This window comes from Bradyrhizobium sp. CCBAU 11430 (genome assembly GCF_028128855.1).
In the GTDB taxonomy this organism is placed as follows: Bacteria; Pseudomonadota; Alphaproteobacteria; order Rhizobiales; family Xanthobacteraceae; genus Bradyrhizobium; species Bradyrhizobium ottawaense.
The window spans coordinates 102399-119824 of the sequence record NZ_LBJV01000058.1 but is presented as its reverse complement, the minus strand read 5'-3'; the positions used below and the strand labels follow the sequence as shown (position 1 = coordinate 119824).

At 64.9% G+C, this 17426-nt stretch carries 19 protein-coding genes; 18 read left to right on the top strand and 1 reads right to left on the bottom strand.

What is annotated here, in order from left to right; all coding sequences use genetic code 11:
- Window positions 1-5: 5 nt before the first annotated feature.
- From XI04_RS18755 to XI04_RS18675, 17 genes are all read left to right on the top strand, one after another.
- The gene (locus XI04_RS18755; protein WP_028145734.1) at window positions 6-1331 is read left to right on the top strand and encodes a MotB family protein; all 1326 of its coding nucleotides are present in this window, start codon (window positions 6-8) and stop codon (window positions 1329-1331) included.
- The gene (locus XI04_RS18750) at window positions 1328-2506 is read left to right on the top strand and encodes a chemotaxis protein (protein WP_028145733.1); all 1179 of its coding nucleotides are present in this window, start codon (window positions 1328-1330) and stop codon (window positions 2504-2506) included. The genes XI04_RS18755 and XI04_RS18750 overlap by 4 nt, the downstream gene beginning before the upstream one ends.
- A complete protein-coding gene (locus XI04_RS18745; protein ID WP_095425966.1) occupies window positions 2503-3831 on the top strand; it encodes a flagellar hook-length control protein FliK in 1329 nt (442 codons plus the stop codon). The genes XI04_RS18750 and XI04_RS18745 overlap by 4 nt, the downstream gene beginning before the upstream one ends.
- Complete coding sequence (locus XI04_RS18740) at window positions 3782-4363, top strand: transglycosylase SLT domain-containing protein (RefSeq protein WP_095425967.1); 582 nt, start codon at window positions 3782-3784, stop codon at window positions 4361-4363. The genes XI04_RS18745 and XI04_RS18740 overlap by 50 nt, the downstream gene beginning before the upstream one ends.
- Window positions 4364-4453: 90 nt before the next feature.
- Entirely contained in the window at window positions 4454-5686 is a 1233-nt protein-coding gene (locus XI04_RS18735; protein ID WP_038970824.1) for a flagellar hook protein FlgE, read from the top strand.
- A gap of 34 nt (window positions 5687-5720) precedes the next feature.
- Window positions 5721-7199, top strand: coding sequence for a flagellar hook-associated protein FlgK (flgK, locus tag XI04_RS18730; RefSeq protein WP_028145730.1), 1479 nt, complete (start codon window positions 5721-5723; stop codon window positions 7197-7199).
- Between the two features lie 3 nt (window positions 7200-7202).
- On the top strand, window positions 7203-8249 hold the full coding sequence (locus XI04_RS18725) for a flagellar hook-associated family protein (RefSeq protein WP_028145729.1): 1047 nt from the start codon (window positions 7203-7205) through the stop codon (window positions 8247-8249).
- A gap of 55 nt (window positions 8250-8304) precedes the next feature.
- Window positions 8305-8649 carry a flagellar biosynthesis regulator FlaF gene (gene flaF / locus XI04_RS18720; protein ID WP_028145728.1) on the top strand — a complete coding sequence of 115 codons (345 nt, stop codon included), beginning with the start codon at window positions 8305-8307 and terminating at the stop codon, window positions 8647-8649.
- Entirely contained in the window at window positions 8649-9059 is a 411-nt protein-coding gene (gene flbT, locus XI04_RS18715; RefSeq protein WP_018318460.1) for a flagellar biosynthesis repressor FlbT, read from the top strand. Before flaF ends, flbT begins: the two co-directional genes overlap by 1 nt.
- 14 nt (window positions 9060-9073) lie before the next feature.
- Window positions 9074-9496, top strand: coding sequence for a flagellar hook assembly protein FlgD (gene flgD, locus XI04_RS18710; RefSeq protein ID WP_018318461.1), 423 nt, complete (start codon window positions 9074-9076; stop codon window positions 9494-9496).
- Entirely contained in the window at window positions 9493-9759 is a 267-nt protein-coding gene (fliQ, locus tag XI04_RS18705; protein WP_018318462.1) for a flagellar biosynthesis protein FliQ, read from the top strand. The genes flgD and fliQ overlap by 4 nt, the downstream gene beginning before the upstream one ends.
- Window positions 9760-9834: 75 nt before the next feature.
- Window positions 9835-11916 (top strand): flagellar biosynthesis protein FlhA, encoded by a 2082-nt coding sequence (flhA, locus tag XI04_RS18700; RefSeq protein WP_028145727.1) that lies wholly within the window; start codon window positions 9835-9837, stop codon window positions 11914-11916.
- A complete protein-coding gene (gene fliR, locus XI04_RS18695; protein WP_028145726.1) occupies window positions 11913-12665 on the top strand; it encodes a flagellar biosynthesis protein FliR in 753 nt (250 codons plus the stop codon). Before flhA ends, fliR begins: the two co-directional genes overlap by 4 nt.
- A 7-nt stretch (window positions 12666-12672) precedes the next feature.
- The gene (locus tag XI04_RS18690; protein WP_028145725.1) at window positions 12673-13092 is read left to right on the top strand and encodes a hypothetical protein; all 420 of its coding nucleotides are present in this window, start codon (window positions 12673-12675) and stop codon (window positions 13090-13092) included.
- Complete coding sequence (locus XI04_RS18685) at window positions 13089-13562, top strand: rod-binding protein (protein ID WP_028145724.1); 474 nt, start codon at window positions 13089-13091, stop codon at window positions 13560-13562. Before XI04_RS18690 ends, XI04_RS18685 begins: the two co-directional genes overlap by 4 nt.
- Before the next feature lie 42 nt (window positions 13563-13604).
- The gene (locus XI04_RS18680) at window positions 13605-14117 is read left to right on the top strand and encodes a hypothetical protein (RefSeq protein ID WP_028145723.1); all 513 of its coding nucleotides are present in this window, start codon (window positions 13605-13607) and stop codon (window positions 14115-14117) included.
- Complete coding sequence (locus XI04_RS18675) at window positions 14114-14572, top strand: hypothetical protein (RefSeq protein WP_028145722.1); 459 nt, start codon at window positions 14114-14116, stop codon at window positions 14570-14572. Before XI04_RS18680 ends, XI04_RS18675 begins: the two co-directional genes overlap by 4 nt.
- Before the next feature lie 303 nt (window positions 14573-14875).
- On the opposite strand, the gene XI04_RS18670 is transcribed toward XI04_RS18675, so the two are convergent.
- Window positions 14876-15646 carry a response regulator transcription factor gene (locus XI04_RS18670; protein WP_038950144.1) on the bottom strand — a complete coding sequence of 257 codons (771 nt, stop codon included), beginning with the start codon at window positions 15644-15646 and terminating at the stop codon, window positions 14876-14878.
- An 820-nt stretch (window positions 15647-16466) separates the two neighbouring features.
- On the opposite strand from XI04_RS18670, the gene XI04_RS18665 reads away from it, so the two are divergent.
- Window positions 16467-17423 carry a hypothetical protein gene (locus XI04_RS18665; RefSeq protein WP_028145720.1) on the top strand — a complete coding sequence of 319 codons (957 nt, stop codon included), beginning with the start codon at window positions 16467-16469 and terminating at the stop codon, window positions 17421-17423.
- Window positions 17424-17426 lie beyond the last annotated feature (3 nt).

Genomic DNA, 17426 nt, shown 5'->3' with positions numbered 1-17426 from the left:
CCGCCATGGAAGAGGTCAAGCATGAACTCGTGATTGTCCGCCGGCGCAGCGCCTTCGCCGAGGAGGCGCATCACGGCGGCGTATGGAAGATCGCCTATGCGGACTTCATGACCGCGATGATGGCGTTCTTCCTGGTCATGTGGCTGCTCAACGCGCTCAACCAGGATCAGAAGCAGGTCGTCGCGAGCTATTTCAATCCGATCCAGCTCGCGGAAAATGCCCCCGCGCCGAAGGGCCTGAAGAATCTCTCCAAGAAGGAGCCGACCTCGTTCGAAGGTCAGGACGGCAAGCGTCAGCCGGCCGGCTCGAACGAGGAACGCCGCGGCGACTCGCCGACGGCCGAGAAGCCGGCCTCCTATGAAGAGAAAGTCCTGTTCCGTGATCCCTATGCGACGCTCTCCGAGATCGCGAACAGCGCGAACCAGTCCACGGGACAGCGACGCGCCGGCGCGCTGACGTCCGCCGAAGAGGATGGTCTCAAGGGCGGCGACGCCTACCGCGATCCCTTCGACCCCGGCTATTGGAAGCTGGCGCCGCAAGCATCCAAGGACGCCGATCGCATGATCGAGAGCGAGCCCAAGCCGAATGCTTCCGCGCGCGACGGTGCCTCAGGCACAAATCAGGGCGAGCCGCAGCCGCGTCGTGCCAAGGCGGACGATGCCGGCGGAAGCCTGGCGCCGAACGCGGATGCGTCGTCCGCAAACCTGTCGCCGTTGTTGCCGCCGGGGCCCGCGCCGGCGCAGGCCCCGCGCGAGGGCAGCGCCCAGGCCACCGTTCAGGCGAGCGCTCAAGCCAACGCCGCCGCGCAGGCGCGTCCCAACGATACGACGAAGGAGTCCGAGCCGCGCGATGCGGCGCAAACCCAGCAGCCGACCGTCAAGCAGCTTCAGGCCGCGATTGCCGACGCGCTCTCGGACATCAAGGCTGGCGCCGGGCCGGCGGCCGAGGTGCGTCAGGTCGAGGAGGGCCTCCTGATCAGCCTGACCGACGATGCGAGCTTCGGCATGTTCGCGGTCGGCTCGGCCGAGCCGCGGCCCGAGCTGATCCGCGTGATCGACAAGATCGGGCCGTTGCTGACGAAACGCCAGGGCATGATCATCGTCCGCGGCCATACCGACAATCGACCGTATCGTTCCGAGACTTACGACAATTGGCGGCTGTCGACCGCCCGCGCGCAGATGGCCTATTACATGCTGGTTCGCTCCGGCGTCGACGCGCTGCGGATCGAGCATGTCGAAGGCTATGCCGACCGCCGGCCGAAGCTTCCGAATGATCCGGCGGCCGCGCAGAACCGCCGGATCGAGATTCTGATACGTGAGAAGCGCCCTTGATCAGGCCGCTCCTCTGCGCCGCCGTGCTGCTCCTGCCGTTCACGGCAGCGAACGCGCTCGCACAATCCGCGCGCCAGTCGGGCGAGCCCTATGAGCTCGTCCGCGCGTTGCAGGCCGTGCAGGACGGCATCGCCAACGGTGACACCGCCGCGCATGGCAGCCACGTCGCGCTGATCCGGCAGATCGGAGAGAAGTTTCTCGCCGCCGATCCGGGCGTGTGGAGCAATGCGCAGAACAGCCAGGCTGCGGTCATCTACCTGCTCAGCGGCGGCGCGCCGCAGATCGTCCGCAAGCTGCCTCGCGACAAGATGAACGTCGACGAGCGGCTGTTCAACGGCGCGCTCGCCTATGTCGAGGGCCGTCAGGAGGAAGCGCGGGAGCTGCTCAAGGACGTCAAGCCGCGGACGCTGTCCTCCGGCCTAGGCGGACAGGTCGCGCTGGTCCAGGGCGCGTTGTTCGCGCGCTCCGAGGCATCGCTCGCGATCGAGCGTCTGGACGACGCGCGCCTGCTCCTGCCCGGTACGCTGGTGGAGGAGGCGGCGTTGCGGCGCGAGATCCTGCTGGTGGGGCAGGCGGAGGATTTCGACAAGTTCGAGTTCCTGGCGCTGGCCTATATCCGCCACTACCGCAACTCGATCTATGCCGGCGATTTCTGGCAGCGCTTCTCCTCGGGCCTGACGCAATCGAGTCTGGCGCTCGACGATCGCCGCTTCGCGCGGATCGCAGCGCTGCTCGAGCAGATCGATCGCGCGAGCCGCCTCAAGCTCTATCTCGTGATCGCGCGCGCGGCGATGGTGCGCGGGCAGATGGCCGTGACGCGGCTTGCCGGCGAGCGGGCGCTGACGCTCAGCGCCGACGCCTCGGCGGATCGCGAGCGGGCGCATTTCTTCCGCGGCGCCGCGCGGGCGCTCACCGACGAGTATGATGGCGGTCTGGCCGAGCTGAAGGCACTCGACCGGTCGAAGCTGCCCGAGCGCGACGTGCCCCTTCTGAATGCCACGGTGCAGCTCGCGCTCGATGTTCGCAAGCCGTTTCCGGGCGGATCCGCCGCTGCTGCCGACAAGCCTCCGGCAACGCCGGCACGTCTCGATCTGGCGTCATCGACCGTGACTCTCGCGCGCGCGCAGAAGCAGCTCGGCGAGCTCGAACTCCTTACCAGGGACCGCCGCCCATGACCAAGCTCAGTGGAACCTCCGGACAGCTCTTCTCGGGTCTCGCCGAGAGCCTCAACATCCGCGGCACGTCGCGTTCGGCAAAGAACGCCGGAGCCAAATCGCAGGCGGGCTCGTCGTTCAACGATCTGCTCCACACCGTCTCGAACCTCGCCAAGCAGGCACTCAACGATGAGGGCAGCGATACGACCGCGAAGGCCGGAGCGCTGCGCACGCGTCTGGCCCACCCCGCGGGCAAGGACAAGTCGAAGGACGAGACGGACGAGCGCACCGAGGCGACCGACCTGCTCAAGGCCGGCGACCAGACGACCGACAAATCCTCGGAGACGCAAAGCCCGGTCGGCCATGATCCGAAGCCAGACGGTTCGAATCGCTCGAACGCTCCCGCGATCGTGGGACAGGATCTCGTTGCCGCATCGGCCGCGAAGCCGCAAATGCCGTCGCAGTCGGGCGACAGGAAAGACGTGCCCGCGCGCGACGAGCGCTCATCCGGGACGAAGCGCGAAGTTGCGGCCACAGGCATCGCGAAGGCAACGACGGCGGATTCCGCGCCGTCTGCTGTCGTTCCGACCGGCGCGCGTGCACAAGGCGATGCATCGCAAGCCGCGGCCGCACAGCCAGGCAGCGAGGCTTCCGCCAAAGCCATGCCCGCGACATCAGGCTTCGAGGCGGTCACCGCAAATGTCGAACGCGCCGCCAAGGTCTCGACGCGCGACGCGTTGCCCGAGACGACCAAGGTCACCGTGGTCCAGCAGGAGACCCATCTGCCCCCGGCGCAGTTCAACGCTCCGCAACAAGTCGCCAATGCGGTCGTCGCCGAACTGAAGGACTCCGCAGGCCCGGCGGGGTCCGCAGCGCCCGATCCCGCAGCATCCCAGACCAATGCGCCGGATCAGCCGCTCAAGATCCTGACCATCAATCTCGAGCCGCCCGCGCTCGGCAACGTCACCGTGCGCCTTCGTCTCGTCGGCACCGAAGTGTCCGTCCACCTTGCCGCCGCGCGCAAGGACACGAGCCAGATGCTGGATCAGCAGCGCGACCAGATCCGCGATCTCATGCAGACGGCGGGTTATGTCGCCGACGTCGCGCCCGTGCAGCACGGCTCGCTGGATGGATTCCAAAGCGGCTCCGGCCAGTCGCAGCCGCAGCTCTCGGGCCAGCAACAGCCCTCGTCGCAGTCGCAAGGTGCGTTCGGTGGCGCAGGCTCGTCGTCGGGGCAATCCGATGGCGGCGCGAAGCAGGCCCGCCAGGAGCGCCAGCCCAGCCAGGAGACGCGTCATGACCAGGACGTGGCGCCGCATCTTCGTCGCGGCCCTGTTTATCTGTAATGCCGGCGCCGCGGACGCGGCCACCGACGCCGCGCGCCCCTGCGAGCGCGAGATGGCGCGCGCGGCCCAGCAGCATGGGATTCCGCTTGGCATTCTCTACGCAGTCGGTCTCACCGAGACCGGCCGCCGCGGCGCGCTGCATCCTTACGCCCTCGGCGCCGACGGCCAGACCGTGTTCGCCAGGGACATGGATGATGCGATCGCAAATTTCCAGGCCATGCGAGGCAAGGGCATCAAGCTGATCGATCTCGGCTGCATGCAGATCAACCATTACTATCACGGCGACAAGTTCGTCTCGGTGCGCGCGATGTTCGATCCCGCGAAAAACGTCGAATATGCCGCGCGCTTCCTGAAAGAGCTGAAGCAGCGCGAGGGCAGCTGGACCATGGCGGTGGCTCGCTACAATGCCGGCCCCAACAACCAGCCGGCGCAGAAGCGCTATGTCTGTCACATCGTGGCTCACCTCGTGTCGAGCGGTTTCGGCGCCTGGACCGACAAGGCACGCTCGTTCTGTCAGCCGAAAACGACATGACGACGTGAAGTTGTGCATGGTTCCGAACCATCAGCCCCGCGCAAGCAAGATCCCCCATTGTAACTGCAACCTACCAAAGGAGCCCACTTCATGAGCCTGTATGGTGTTATGCGCACCGGTGTTTCCGGTATGAGCGCGCAGTCCAACAAGCTGTCGACGGTTTCGGACAACATCGCGAACGTCAACACCACTGGTTACAAGCGGGCTTCGACCGAATTCTCCTCGCTGATCCTGAAGAGCGGCTCTGGCAATTACGACTCCGGCGCCGTCGAGACGACCGTCCGTTACGCCATCAGCGACGCCGGACATACGCAGTTCACGACGTCTTCCACCGACCTTGCCGTGCAAGGCAACGGCTTCTTCGTGGTCTCGAACGCCACCAACACGCAGCAATATTTGACCCGCGCCGGCTCGTTCGTGCCTGATAGCCAGGGCAATCTGGTCAATGCGGCCGGCTACTACCTTCTGGGCCAGCCTGGCCTCGTGACCAATTTCTCGCAGAACAGCCTGGCTGGAATGCAGATCGTGAACATCGCCCAGGTCTCGCAGGTGCCGGTGCCGTCGACTGCGGGCACCCTGACGACCGGCAATCTCGATCCGAAGGCGGCCGTCATTGCCGGTCCGCCCGGCCCGGCGTCATATTCGTCGAAAAGCTCGATCGTCGCCTACAACAATATCGGTCAGGCCGTTACGCTCGACGTCTATATGTCCCACACCGCGACGGCGGCCGGTTCGGATACCTGGCAGGTTCAGGTCTACAACTCCGCGACGGGCACCTCGCTCGCCGCCGCCACCACCTTCACTTTCGATACCACGGCGGCCGGCAAAGGCGCGCTGGCCGCGGCGAGCCCGACGGGCCTTACGTTCACGGTCCCGGGCGGCGCGGCGCTGACCATGGACCTGTCGAACATGACGCAGGTCGGAGCCGACTTCAGCTTCAAGGCCACCGTCAACGGCAGCGTGCCCGCGGCGATCGACAAGGTCGATGTCGACGAGGCGGGCCACGTGACGGCCATTCTCAAGAACGGGCAGCAGCTGACGCTCTACACGATCATGCTCGCCGACGTCGCGAGCCCCGACAATCTGACGCCCGAGCCGGGTAACGTCTATTCGACCAACATGAATTCCGGCAATGCGCAGGCCGGGAATGCTGGCACCGGCGGGCTCGGCACGGTCCAGTCCGGTGCGCTGGAGGACTCCAACGTCGATCTCGCGGACGAGCTCACCGGGATGATCGAGGCGCAGCGCGGCTTCACCGCCAACTCGAAATCGTTCCAGACGGGCGCCGACCTGCTCGACGTCGTCGTCAACCTGAAGCGCTGAATTCTTCGGCGCTCACCCCCGGCAAGAGCAGATCATGTCCCTTACCGCCGCTCTCGACTCCGCTCGCGCCTCGCTCATGGCGTCGGGCATCCAGTCGTCGACGATCTCGCGCAACATCGCCGGTGCCAGCGCCACCGGCTATTCGCGCAAGATCGCCGTGCTGGACAACCTCCCCGGCACCGGCGTCTACGTCGCGGCGATCCAGCGCGCCGCCAGTTCGGGCCTCTATTCGAACGTGCTGACCGCGACCTCGTCGTCGGCCAAGCAGAGCGTGATCTATGACGGCCTGCAGAAGATCGCGGCCGCGACGGTGGACGATCCCGAGCTCGAGCAGTCGCCGACCGCCCAGCTCAACAAGCTGAAGCAGGCGTTGCAGCAATACGCCAACTCCACCGACAATGCGACCCTGGCGCAGGCGGCCGTGACGTCCGCCAAGGACATGGTGACCGGGCTCAACCAGGCCACCAAGACGGTTCAGTCGGTCCGCGAGGGGGCCGACGCCGACATGGCGAATTCGGTCGCCAACATCAACCAGCTGCTGTCCCAGTTCCAGACGGTCAACACCGCCATCGTGAAGGGCACGATCTCCGGCGACGACGTCACCGACTATCTCGACCAGCGCGACAGCATCGTCTCCAGGCTGTCGCAGGAGGTCGGCGTCTCGATGTCGATCCGGACCAATGGAGATGCCGCGCTCTATACCGACAGCGGCGTCGTGCTGTTCGACAAGACGGCGCGGGCCGTGAGCTTTGCGCCGACCAACGCCTATACCGCCGGCACCACGGGCAATGCCGTCTTCATCGACGGCGTTCCCGTGACCGGTGCCAATTCCGTCATGCCGCTCAAGTCCGGCAAGCTCGCCGGCCTGGCCCAGCTGCGCGACAAGGACACGGTCACGTATCAGAGCCAGCTCGACGAAATCGCGCGCGGCCTGATCGAGGCCTTCAAGGAAAGCGACCAGTCGGCTGTCCCGACGCTGGCCGACAGGCCCGGCCTGTTCACCTATCCCGGCGCGCCCGCGATGCCCGCGAGCGCGACGATCTCGGTGGGCCTCGCCGGGAGGATCTCGGTCGCCGCCTCGGTCGATCCGGCCGTAGGCGGAAATCCGAACCTGCTGCGCGACGGCGCCATCAGCGGCGTTGCCGCCTATAATTACAACACGACCGGCAATGCCGGCTTCTCGGCGCGGCTGCAGCAGCTCATCAACAAGATGGAAGCGCCGCAGCCATTCGATGCCACGGCTCAGGGCAAGCCGAGCGGCAGCGTGATCGAGTTTGCGTCTTCCTCGGCGAGCTGGATCGAAAGCCAGCGCAAGACCGCCGACGACAACGTCCAGTATCAGAATACGCTGCTCGACCGCAGCACCGCGGCGCTGTCCAACGTCAGCGGCGTCAACATGGACGACGAGATGGCGTTGATGCTCCAGGTCGAGCGCACCTATTCGGCGTCGTCGAAGATCATTTCCACCGTCGATGAGATGCTGCAGAGCCTGCTGGCTGCCGTAGGGAATTAAGTCATGATGAGCGCGAACTACATCTCGACCCTGATGCTGTCTTCATCGTTGAGGTCGTCGATCACGAACAACCAGAGCGCGCTGACCAAGGCCTCGAAGGAGGCGACCACCGGCCGTTTCGCCGATGTCGGCCTCGAGCTCGGCACGGGAACGGGCCGCGACGTGGCGCTGCGCGCCGATTTCAACTTCGCCGACCAGCTCGTCGACACCAACGAGCTGGTTTCGGGGCGCCTCGATGTGACCCAGAACCGGATCACGCAGCTAGGCAAGACCGCGTCGGAATTCCTCAAGAACCTGATCGCGGCCCGCGACGCCGACAGCGGCGCGAAGATCATCCTGCCGAGCGCGTCCGCGAACCTTCAGGACGTCATCGGCGCGCTCAACGTTTCCTACAACGGGTCGTATCTGTTCGGCGGAATCGATACGCAGACCGTGCCGGTCACGAACTACACGGCCGGCTCTACCAGCAAGAACCAGGTCGATGCGGACTTCCTGGCGACGTTCGGCTTCTCGCAGGCTGCGGCCGGTGTGAGCACCATCACTCCGGCGCAAATGCAGAATTTCCTCGACAACACCCTCGACCCCGAGTTCGCGAGCCCGGCCTGGAACGCCAACTGGTCGTCGGCCACGGACCAGACGCTGTCGAGCCGCATCTCCACGACCGAGGTTGTCGACAGCTCGGTCAGCGCCAACCAGCCCGGCTTCCGCAAGCTGGCCGAGGCCTACACCATGCTCACTGATCTCGGGAACACGAGCCTGAGCAAGGACACGTTTCAGGTCGTCGTCGACAAGGCCATCAGCCTGGTCAGCGGCGCGATCAACGATCTCGCCGTGCTCGGCGGGACCGTCGGCTCGATCCAGCAACGGGTCACCGGCGCGACCGAGAAGCTGAAGATCCAGAAGGACATCCTCAACGACCAGATCGTCAAGCTGGAGGCGGTCGACCCGACCGAGGCCTCGGTCCGCGTCAACACCCTGCAGACCCAGATCAAGACGGCGCTCGCGCTGACCTCGCAGCTCCAGCAGATCAGCCTCATCAACTATCTCTAGAGCCGAGGCTCGCAACCTCGTCCTGTTACCCGGTCTCCTGCGCAGAGTGATGCTGATGACGTTTGAAGCCTATGAATCGGTCGTCGACGAGAGCGGTTACGAGGCGCGGGGCCGCGAGCGGCAGGCGCTCAGCCTCGGCATCGACCGGCTCGAACGGATTCAGCGAGGCGTGTTCCGCCTCGAGGATCTGGTCGAGAGCCTGCTCTATGTGCGGCGCCTGTGGACGATCTTCATTGAGGATCTCTCGCACCCCGAGAACGGGCTTCCGGACAAGCTGCGCGCCGACATCATCTCGATCGGCCTGTGGGTCGTCAAGGAGGCCGATCGTCTTCGCGAGGAGAGGTCGAACGACGTGATGCAGCTCATCGAAATCAACCGCCTGATCCGAGACGCTCTTTGATGAAGATCTCCTTGCGGGCGGGCGAACGGATCTACATCAACGGCGCGGTGCTGCGCGTGGACCGCAAGGTCTCCGTCGAGCTCGTCAACGACGTGATGTTCCTGCTCGAAGGGCAGGTCATGCAGGCGTCCGACGCCACCACGGCGCTGCGGCAGCTCTACTTCATCGTCCAGCTCATGCTGATGAACCCGACCGACATCCGCGACGCCGCGGCACTCTACGCCCAGCATCACGCGGCCCTGTGCGCCGTGTGCGAGAGCCGGGAGATGCTGGACGGACTGGGCGCGGTCGACGAGCTGGTCGAGGCGACCCGCTACTTCGAGGCGCTCAAGCGGATCCGGGCCCTGTTCCCGGTCGAGCAGGCCATCCTGGCCGGCGCCATCACCGAGTCCCCATTCCAGGCTGCCTGACAGCGGAGAGGTACATGAACGTCAACAGTGCGACCGACAGCACGAGCAAGTCGTCCAGTTCGACCGGCTCCACCAATTCGACCTCGAGCAACAGCGTCGACTACAACACGTTTCTTCAGCTTCTCGTCGCCGAGATGAAGAACCAGGATCCGACCAATCCGATGGATACCTCGCAATATATGAGCCAGTTCGCGCAGCTCTCGACGGTCGAGCAGGCCATGCAGACCAACTCGAAGCTGGATGCGCTGCTGTCCTCGCAGTCGTTGTCGCAGGCCAACGGCCTGATCGGGAAAACCGTCAGCTTCACAGACGCCACCGGCGCCAGCTTCAGCGGCAAGGTCGTCTCGGTCTCCATCAACGCCGACGGCTCCATCGCGACCCTCGAGAACGGCACCAAGGTCGCGGTCGGGCCGGGACTCACGATCAGCCAGTCATGAACGAACGCGACGCTCTCGACATCGTCCAGGCGGCGATCTGGACCATCATCGTCGCCTCCGGGCCCGCGGTCGGCGCCGCGATGCTGGTCGGCACTATCATCGCGCTGATCCAGGCCCTGACCCAGATCCAGGAGGTGACGCTGACCTTCGTTCCGAAGATCATCGTCATCCTCCTGGTCGTTGCCGTCTCCGGCTCCTTCATCGGCGCGCACCTCTCCACCTTCACCGAGATGGTCTATTCGCGGATCGAGCGCGGCTTCTGACCCGCGCGGCCTCGGCCACCATCCCCGCGTAAGCTTTGCGGGGCAGATTAGGGGCGGACCCTCTGCCGGTGACCCATGGCCGATACGTTAGCTGCTAGCCTGCCGACCCCACGACGATTGGGGGCCGACGCCTTTTTCGCCGGCGGCATCGTGGCCATGCTCACGATCCTGTTCCTGCCGATCCCGCCGATCCTGATCGATCTCGGCCTCGCGTTCTCGATCGCGCTGTCGGCGCTGATCCTGATGGTCGCGCTGTGGATCCAGCGACCGCTCGACTTCTCCGCCTTCCCGACTGTGCTGCTGATCGCGACCATCCTGCGGCTGGCGCTGAACGTAGCGACCACCCGCCTGATCCTGTCGCGCGGCGGGGAGGGCGAGCAGGCTGCCGGCCACGTCGTCGCCGGCTTCTCCAAGTTCGTCATGGGCGGCGACTTCGTCATCGGCCTGATCATCTTCGCCATCCTGGTCACCGTGAATTTCGTCGTGATCACCAAGGGTGCGACGCGTATCGCCGAAGTCGGCGCCCGTTTCACCCTCGACGCCATCCCCGGCAAGCAGATGGCGATCGACGCCGATCTGTCGGCGGGCCTGATCGACGACAAGGAAGCCCAGCGCCGGCGCCGCGAGCTCGAAGAAGAAAGCGCGTTCTTCGGTGCCATGGACGGTGCCTCGAAGTTCGTTCGGGGCGATGCCATCGCCGGCCTGCTCATCACCGCGATCAACATTTTCGGCGGCATCATCATCGGCGTCACCCATCACGGGCTGACGCTGTCGCGCGCCGCCGACGTCTACACGAAGCTCTCCGTCGGCGACGGTCTGGTGTCGCAGATGCCGGCACTCATCGTGTCGCTGTCGGCCGGCCTGCTGGTCTCCAAGGGCGGCACGAGAGGATCGGCCGAGCAGGCCGTGCTGCGCCAGCTCGGCGGCTATCCCCGCGCTGTGTCGGCCGCCGCGCTGATGATGTTCGTACTCGCCTTGATGCCGGGGCTGCCGTTGGCGCCCTTCGTGCTTCTCGGCGGCGTCATGGCCTTCGTCGGCTACACCTTGCCGAGGCGGCAGGCGGCGCGGGAGCGGAAGGAAGATGTGCGCAAGGCCGACGAGCGCGCCCAGGCTGAGGCCAAGGAATCCGTCAAGGACCAGCTCAAGACCGCCGAGATCGAGCTTGCGCTCGGCGGCCATCTTTCGGTCCATCTGCTGGGCTCGCGCACCGAGCTGGCCCACCGCGTCGCCAAGATCCGCAAGAAGTTCGCCAAGCAGTACGGCTTCGTCATTCCCGAGATCAAGCTCAGCGACAATCTGTCGATCGACCCCAAGGGCTACCAGATCCGGATCCACGACACCCGCGTCGCCCATGGCGAGCTCCGGCTCGGCGAGGTGCTGGTGCTGGTCGACAAGGACGGCAAGCCCGACGTGCCCGGCGAAGAGGTGGTCGAACCCGCTTTCGGCATGAAGGCGCTGTGGGTGACGGAAGCCTTCACGGACGAAGTCAAGCGGCAGGGCTGCAAGCCGGTCGACAATCTGTCGGTGCTGCTCACGCATTTGAGCGAGGTGCTCCGGGCGAACCTCGCCCAGCTCCTGTCCTACAAGGACATGCGCGCGCTGCTCGACCGGCTCGATCCCGAGTACAAGCGCCTCGTCGAGGATCTCTGCCCGTCGCAGATCTCCTATTCCGGCCTGCTGGCGATCCTGAAGATCCTGCTGGCCGAGCGGGTCTCCATCCGCAATCTTCACCTCATCCTCGAGGCGATCGCCGAGATCGCGCCTCACGTGCGGCGCTCCGAGCAGGTCGCGGAGCACGTGCGGACCCGGCTTGCCCAGCAGATCTGCGGCGATCTCTCCGACAACGGCGTGCTCAACGTCGTCCGTCTCGGCAACCGCTGGGACCTCGCCTTCCACCAGAGCCTGAAGCGCGACGCCAAGGGCGACGTCGTCGAGTTCGACGCCGATCCGCGCCTGATCGAGCAGTTCGCGACCGAAGCCAGCGCCGCGATCCGCAAGTTCACCGAGAACGGCACCAGCGTGGTGCTGGCGGTGACGCCGGAAGCCCGGCCCTATGTCCGGATGATCCTGGAGCGGGTGTTCCCGACCTTGCCGATCCTGTCGCATGTCGAAGTCGCGCGCAGCGCCGAGATCCGGGCGCTCGGAGCCGTGTCGTGATCAGCGGCCTTGCCGACAGCGTGCTGGTGACGTTCATTGTGTTCTGCCGTATCGGCGCCTGCCTGATGCTGGTGCCCGGCTTTTCCAGCGTCAACGTTCCGGCACAGGTCCGCCTGTTCGTCGCGCTCGTCACGACGTTCGCGCTGACGCCGATCCTGATCGCGGTGCTGAAGCCGCTCACGGACAACGCCGCGCCGCTGACGCTGGCGCTCCTGATCTGCTCCGAGCTCGTGGTCGGCAGCGTCATCGGGCTCGGCGGGCGGGTGTTCTTTCTCGCGCTCCAGACCATGGCGACGGTGATGGCGAGCGCGATCGGGCTCAGCAACATCCCGGGAACGCCGGTCGCCGACAGCGATCCGGCGCCGGCGCTGGTGCCGCTGATCATGGTGTCCGTCACCACGCTGTTCTTCATGACCGACCAGCATTGGCAGGTCCTGCGTGGGCTGATGAACTCCTACGACGTCTGGCGTCCCGGGAGCCGGCTCGGCGGCGGCATGGCACTCGACCTGCTCGTCGGCCGCCTGTCGGAAGCGTTCGTGCTGACGCTGCGGATCGCCAGCCCGTTCATCGTCTATTCGGTGATCGTCAACCTGGCGGTCAGCCTGATCAACAAGCTGACGCCGGCAATTCCAGTCTATTTCATCTCCGTACCCTTCGTGCTATTCGGCGGCTTCCTGCTGCTCTACCTCACGAGCGACGAGCTGCTGACGCAATTCATGCTCGGCCTCTCGTCCTGGCTGGCGGAGTGAGCCTGTGATGACGTCGCGCGCGGACAAGCTCGGCCGGATGGTGTCGCTGGTGAAGCTCCAGCTCCGGTTGTCCGAATGGCAGCTCGCGCAGCTGCGGCAGCAGGAGCGAAGCCTGCAGGACGAGCAGGAATGGCTGGTGGGAGCCCTGAACGATGGCAAGCCGCCGGCGGGATCGTCGAGCGAATCGATCGCGCGGCGCTTGAACAGGACGAGCGTCGGTGCGCGCGAGATCCGGACGCAGGCCGCGCAGCAGCTCGACCAGGTCCGCGCCGAGAGCCGCCGCGTGAAGCAGCTCGAGCAGGTCGCGAAGGCGGCGCTGGCCGACAAGCTCCGTGACGCCGAGAAGCGCTCCCTCGAGGAGATGACGGGAATAAGCCCAGCCGTGCGCGCGTGGACGCCACGGCCAGCCAATCGGAACAAGCCATGATCGTGACCGCGACGCCCGACCTCGTTCTCGACGTCCTCGAGGCCGCCGATCCCGTGACCCAGCGCGCGGCGACCGCGAAACTCGATGCGCTGAAATCCTCCGATGCCGACTTCGCCGCAACGATGGACGCGGAGGCCGGCAAGGCGGCAGCTGCCGAGCAGTCCGCGACGAAGGTCTCCGAGGCGTCGTCGGATGCGGTGAATGGGGCCCCGGTGCGGATGATCAAGGCGCCGGCGTCGGGCGAGGTGTACCGGAAGTTCGAAGCTTTCATCCTCCAGACCTTCGTCGAGACGATGTTGCCGAAGGAATCCGAGCAGGTCTTTGGCAAGGGCACGGCCGGCGGCGTCTGGAAATCGATGCTGGCGGAGCAGCTTGGCAGCCAGCTGGCAAAGGGCAACGGCATTGGCATCGCCAAGCAGCTGGCCGCCGCCAATCCGGCGGGGCCGAACGGTGCCGGCAAGGCCGGATGATGATCCGCGAACGGGTGACAGAAGTTGAAGGGTGAATTTCCTATGCAGGCACAAGACAGCGCGGCGGCCATGGTGATCGAGCAGCCGGTCGTGGACACCGGGGTGATGACGACGGAAGCAGCAGAAGCCGATGCGCTGCTGCCGGTGCTGCTGCCGATCATGAGCGGCGAGGCCGTGGTCGACGGCGCGGATGCGGCGAGATTGGATGAAGTGCGGGGCCTGCTGGCAGCGATCCGCCGGCTCGAGAGCATCGTCGAGGAGGAGACGGTCGCGCTCACGACGCGTCAGAAGATCGATTTCGACGACTTCAGCGCGCGGAAGAGCCGGAGCATGCTCGAATTCGTCCGCCTGATGCGGGCGCGGATGCATCTCGGCGGCGACGTCGAGGTCACCGACGAGATTCAGCGGCTGCGCGAGAAGCTCGAGCGGAATCGCTCGATCCTCGAAATGCACTACGACGCGGTGCGCGAGATCGCGGGCATCATCGTCAAGGCGATCAAGGAGGCCGAGTCGGACGGCACCTATACCGGCCGCGCAGCGCAGGACGGAAAATGATCAGACTGGTGCTGGCCGGGCTCTGGGTATGCATCCTCACCGCGGGCACGAGCTATGGCGTGGCCTATTGGAAGGAGAACGGCAGCCTGCTGCCGGCGAAGGACGAATATCTCGACGGGCTGCAATACCAGAAGACCAGGGCTTTGAGCGTGCCCATGGTCGAGAACGGCAATGTGCAGGGCTATATCGTCGCGCGCTTCGTCTACACCGTGGAGGCGCGGACGATGCACCAGCTCAACGTTCCGCCGGAGCCGTTCGTCGTCGACGAGGCCTTTCGCAGGATCTATGCCGACGACCGTCTCGACTTCAGGAAGCTCGCCCGCTACGACCTCTCCATCCTGACGGCCGCCATCAAGCAGCGCGTCAACGAGCGGATGCAGGCTGACGTCGTCCAGGACGTCCTGGTCGAGGATTTCAATTACGTCTCCAGGGAAGAATTCCAGCAGAAGCCGTAGAGCGCGGGCTGAATAGGCGCAGCTGGTTCGTCACAAAGACGTCGTCATGCCCGGGCTTGCCCCGGGCATCCACGTTCTTGGTCCGGCGTAGCAACCCGTGGATGGCCCAAGCCCGGCCATGACGACGTGGAGACTCTTGCGCCCAATAGCTCCGATGGGATTGCCTCTTCACAAGAGGAAAACGCACCTCCATCGAGGCGCTATAGGGGGCTCATCCCACATCTCCCGCCGCCGAAAATGCAACGGCCTCTGCGATGGTGCTTCGCAGAGGCCGTTGTCTGTTCGTGGCAGGCTTGTGCCGTGTCAGTTGCCGACCGGATAGGCGGCCGGGACGGCATGCGCCCTGTTCAGGATGATGCCGACCTCGTCGAGCTCCTGCATCGGCACGTCGAGGGTGTCGCCGGCAGGGATGTCGAGGCGGTATCCGACGTAACGCCGGGCCACGATCGCGTCGAAGCCGAGGCGGTCGCGGAGTTTCTTGCGCAGCTTGCTGACGTGGCTCTCGATCACGCTCTCGTCGAAGGTGGACTCGAAGATGCCGTAGACCGCGTTGAAGATCTGCGTCTTGGTGATCCACTTGCCGTGATTGCTGACCATATATTCGAGAATGCGCAGTTCGCGGCGGGGCAGCGTGAGGGCGTGGCCCGCGATCTCGGGGTCACGGCCGTTGAAGAAGACCTGGATCCTGCTCTCGCAGGGCCTCGGCAGCTCGCCCACCCGGCGGCGCGCGATCGCGGCCGTTCGGGCAAGGATCTCGCGCAGGTGGATCGGTACGTGCACGACGTCGTCGACACCCGATTCGAACAGCTCCAGCGTGTTCTTGAGCATCTTCTGGCCGCTCATGGCGATGATGGGAGCCGAGGAACGCTTGCGCATCGCCCGCGGCAGGCTTCCGCGGGCATCGCAATCCCCGAGGAGGAAGGCGTCCACCGCTGCCAGATCCGATTCACTCGCGGATTGCAGCCAGTCCCAGAATTCCCCGGAGGAGAAGCCGATCGACGATACGCCTTCGCGAACGAGCCCTCCGACATAGCTGTTCGCGACGCTCTCGCGATCATCAACGATAATATACATCAGTCTTTCGCCCCTGTTTCGCACCTGTCGCGGCCGGATGGTTGTTGTGATGCCCGGCTCGGCAACGATGCTGTTTGACGACATTCCTTCCCGCGAACCGTTGTTATGGTTTCGATATTCGCGGGCAGCCCTACGCATTCAGTGCCTGCGTCTCGCAGGCCTGGTACTTCAACTCGATACTGAACGCTTACTGCGTGAGGCCCGGCGGGTGTCTTACGGATCACCTCGCGGGGCGGATTGAGAAACGACCTAGAACAGTTGCGCCAAGTTGCTCATCGCGTCCGAACGCCACTGAATCTGTGTCGATCTCCTCGCCAACTGGCGAGAATCACTTGAGTAGGACCGTAACAATTGCCGATTTCCGATCAAGCGTGCGAAACAAAGCGATTGCTACGTGTGCTTGATGCTGTTGGTTTGTTTCGGGTTGTTTCTTGATATATTCAAACGCATCAGTTGATTTGGAAACTAAACTAGTTCTGCATCGTGATGGGTCTAAGGTTCCGCATCCCCGTACAATCACAGCTATTTTAGGTGGTGGGGTGGATCAGGCATATCGAGGGGTTTTCAACCCGGGATTGACTCTCATGGGCGTGTTTCGCCGTGCGACAATTCGACTCACGTGTGGCGGCGAGACTCCAGCTTGGCGAAATCTTGGCGAGTGTGTGTCTTTCGAGTCGCACTCTCGCCACGTCCATGACGCGATTGACTCATGTGACGTCGCATCGCGCGCGATGGAAAAGTTTTCGATGCGCACGTTTCAGGCAAGCTTCGGCAAATAACGTCATCGTTCGACAGATCGAACCGAACGGAGCATTTTCACATGTTGTCCGATGGACAAGCTCGTCCCAACGCGACCACTGATGTTTCCGCAACGACGAAGCCGGCTCCCGAAGCACGCGATACGAAGGACGATACGGCGCGAGCGCCCAGGCCTGCCGCGGGCCCAAAGCGAGCGTCGGCCGCGGCAAGTGATGAAGCTCTGGCGAAGGAGGCACTCGAGGGGCTGAAACGTATTCGGGCCAAGGCGCGTCTCGACAAGATGGCGATCCCCAAGCCCGCGCCGACCGTGATCAAGCCGGCCGTGATCGTCGCCAAGCCCCCGCCGCCCCGTCCGACATGGGTTGCGCCGCTCGCGACATTGGCGGTCGCCGCCATGTTGGTGGTCTGCGCCTGCACCGGCGTGATCGCCTATCTCACCACGCAGCCCGCCCAGAACAACGTTGCAGCCAATACGGAGATCAGGAATCTGCGCGAGACCGTCGCGCATCTGCGCAAGCAGGTGTCGGGCGTGTCGGAAAATCTCGATGGCCTGCGCACCGCGGTGGATCAGTCGAGCAAGGCGACCAATGACCGTTTCGGCAGGTTCGCCGAGAATTTGGACCGTATCGAGCGGGTGAGCTCGTCCTCGACGGTGAAGCTCGACAAGCTCGCCCAAGCGCAGGTTCAGACGCCGGCTCCGGCGCCGGCCATGGTGCAATCGCAGCCCTCGCCACAGCAAGGATCGATGATGGCCTCGGTCGCAGCGCCCGAGTTCACGGGCTCGGTGTCTCCGTCCGAGCGCGCGCCGGCGCCGCGGAAGGTGATCAAGGGTTGGTCGGTCCGCCAGGCCTATGAAGGCATTGCGATCCTGCAGGGTCCGAACGGCGTCATCGAGGCCGTGCTGGGACAGCAGGTGCCGGGTCTTGGCCGCATCGAGGAGATCAGGAGCGAGAACGGGCGCCTGGTGGTGGAGGCGAGCGGCGGTGTCATCTATTCGTCACGTAAGGCGACGCCCTGATCG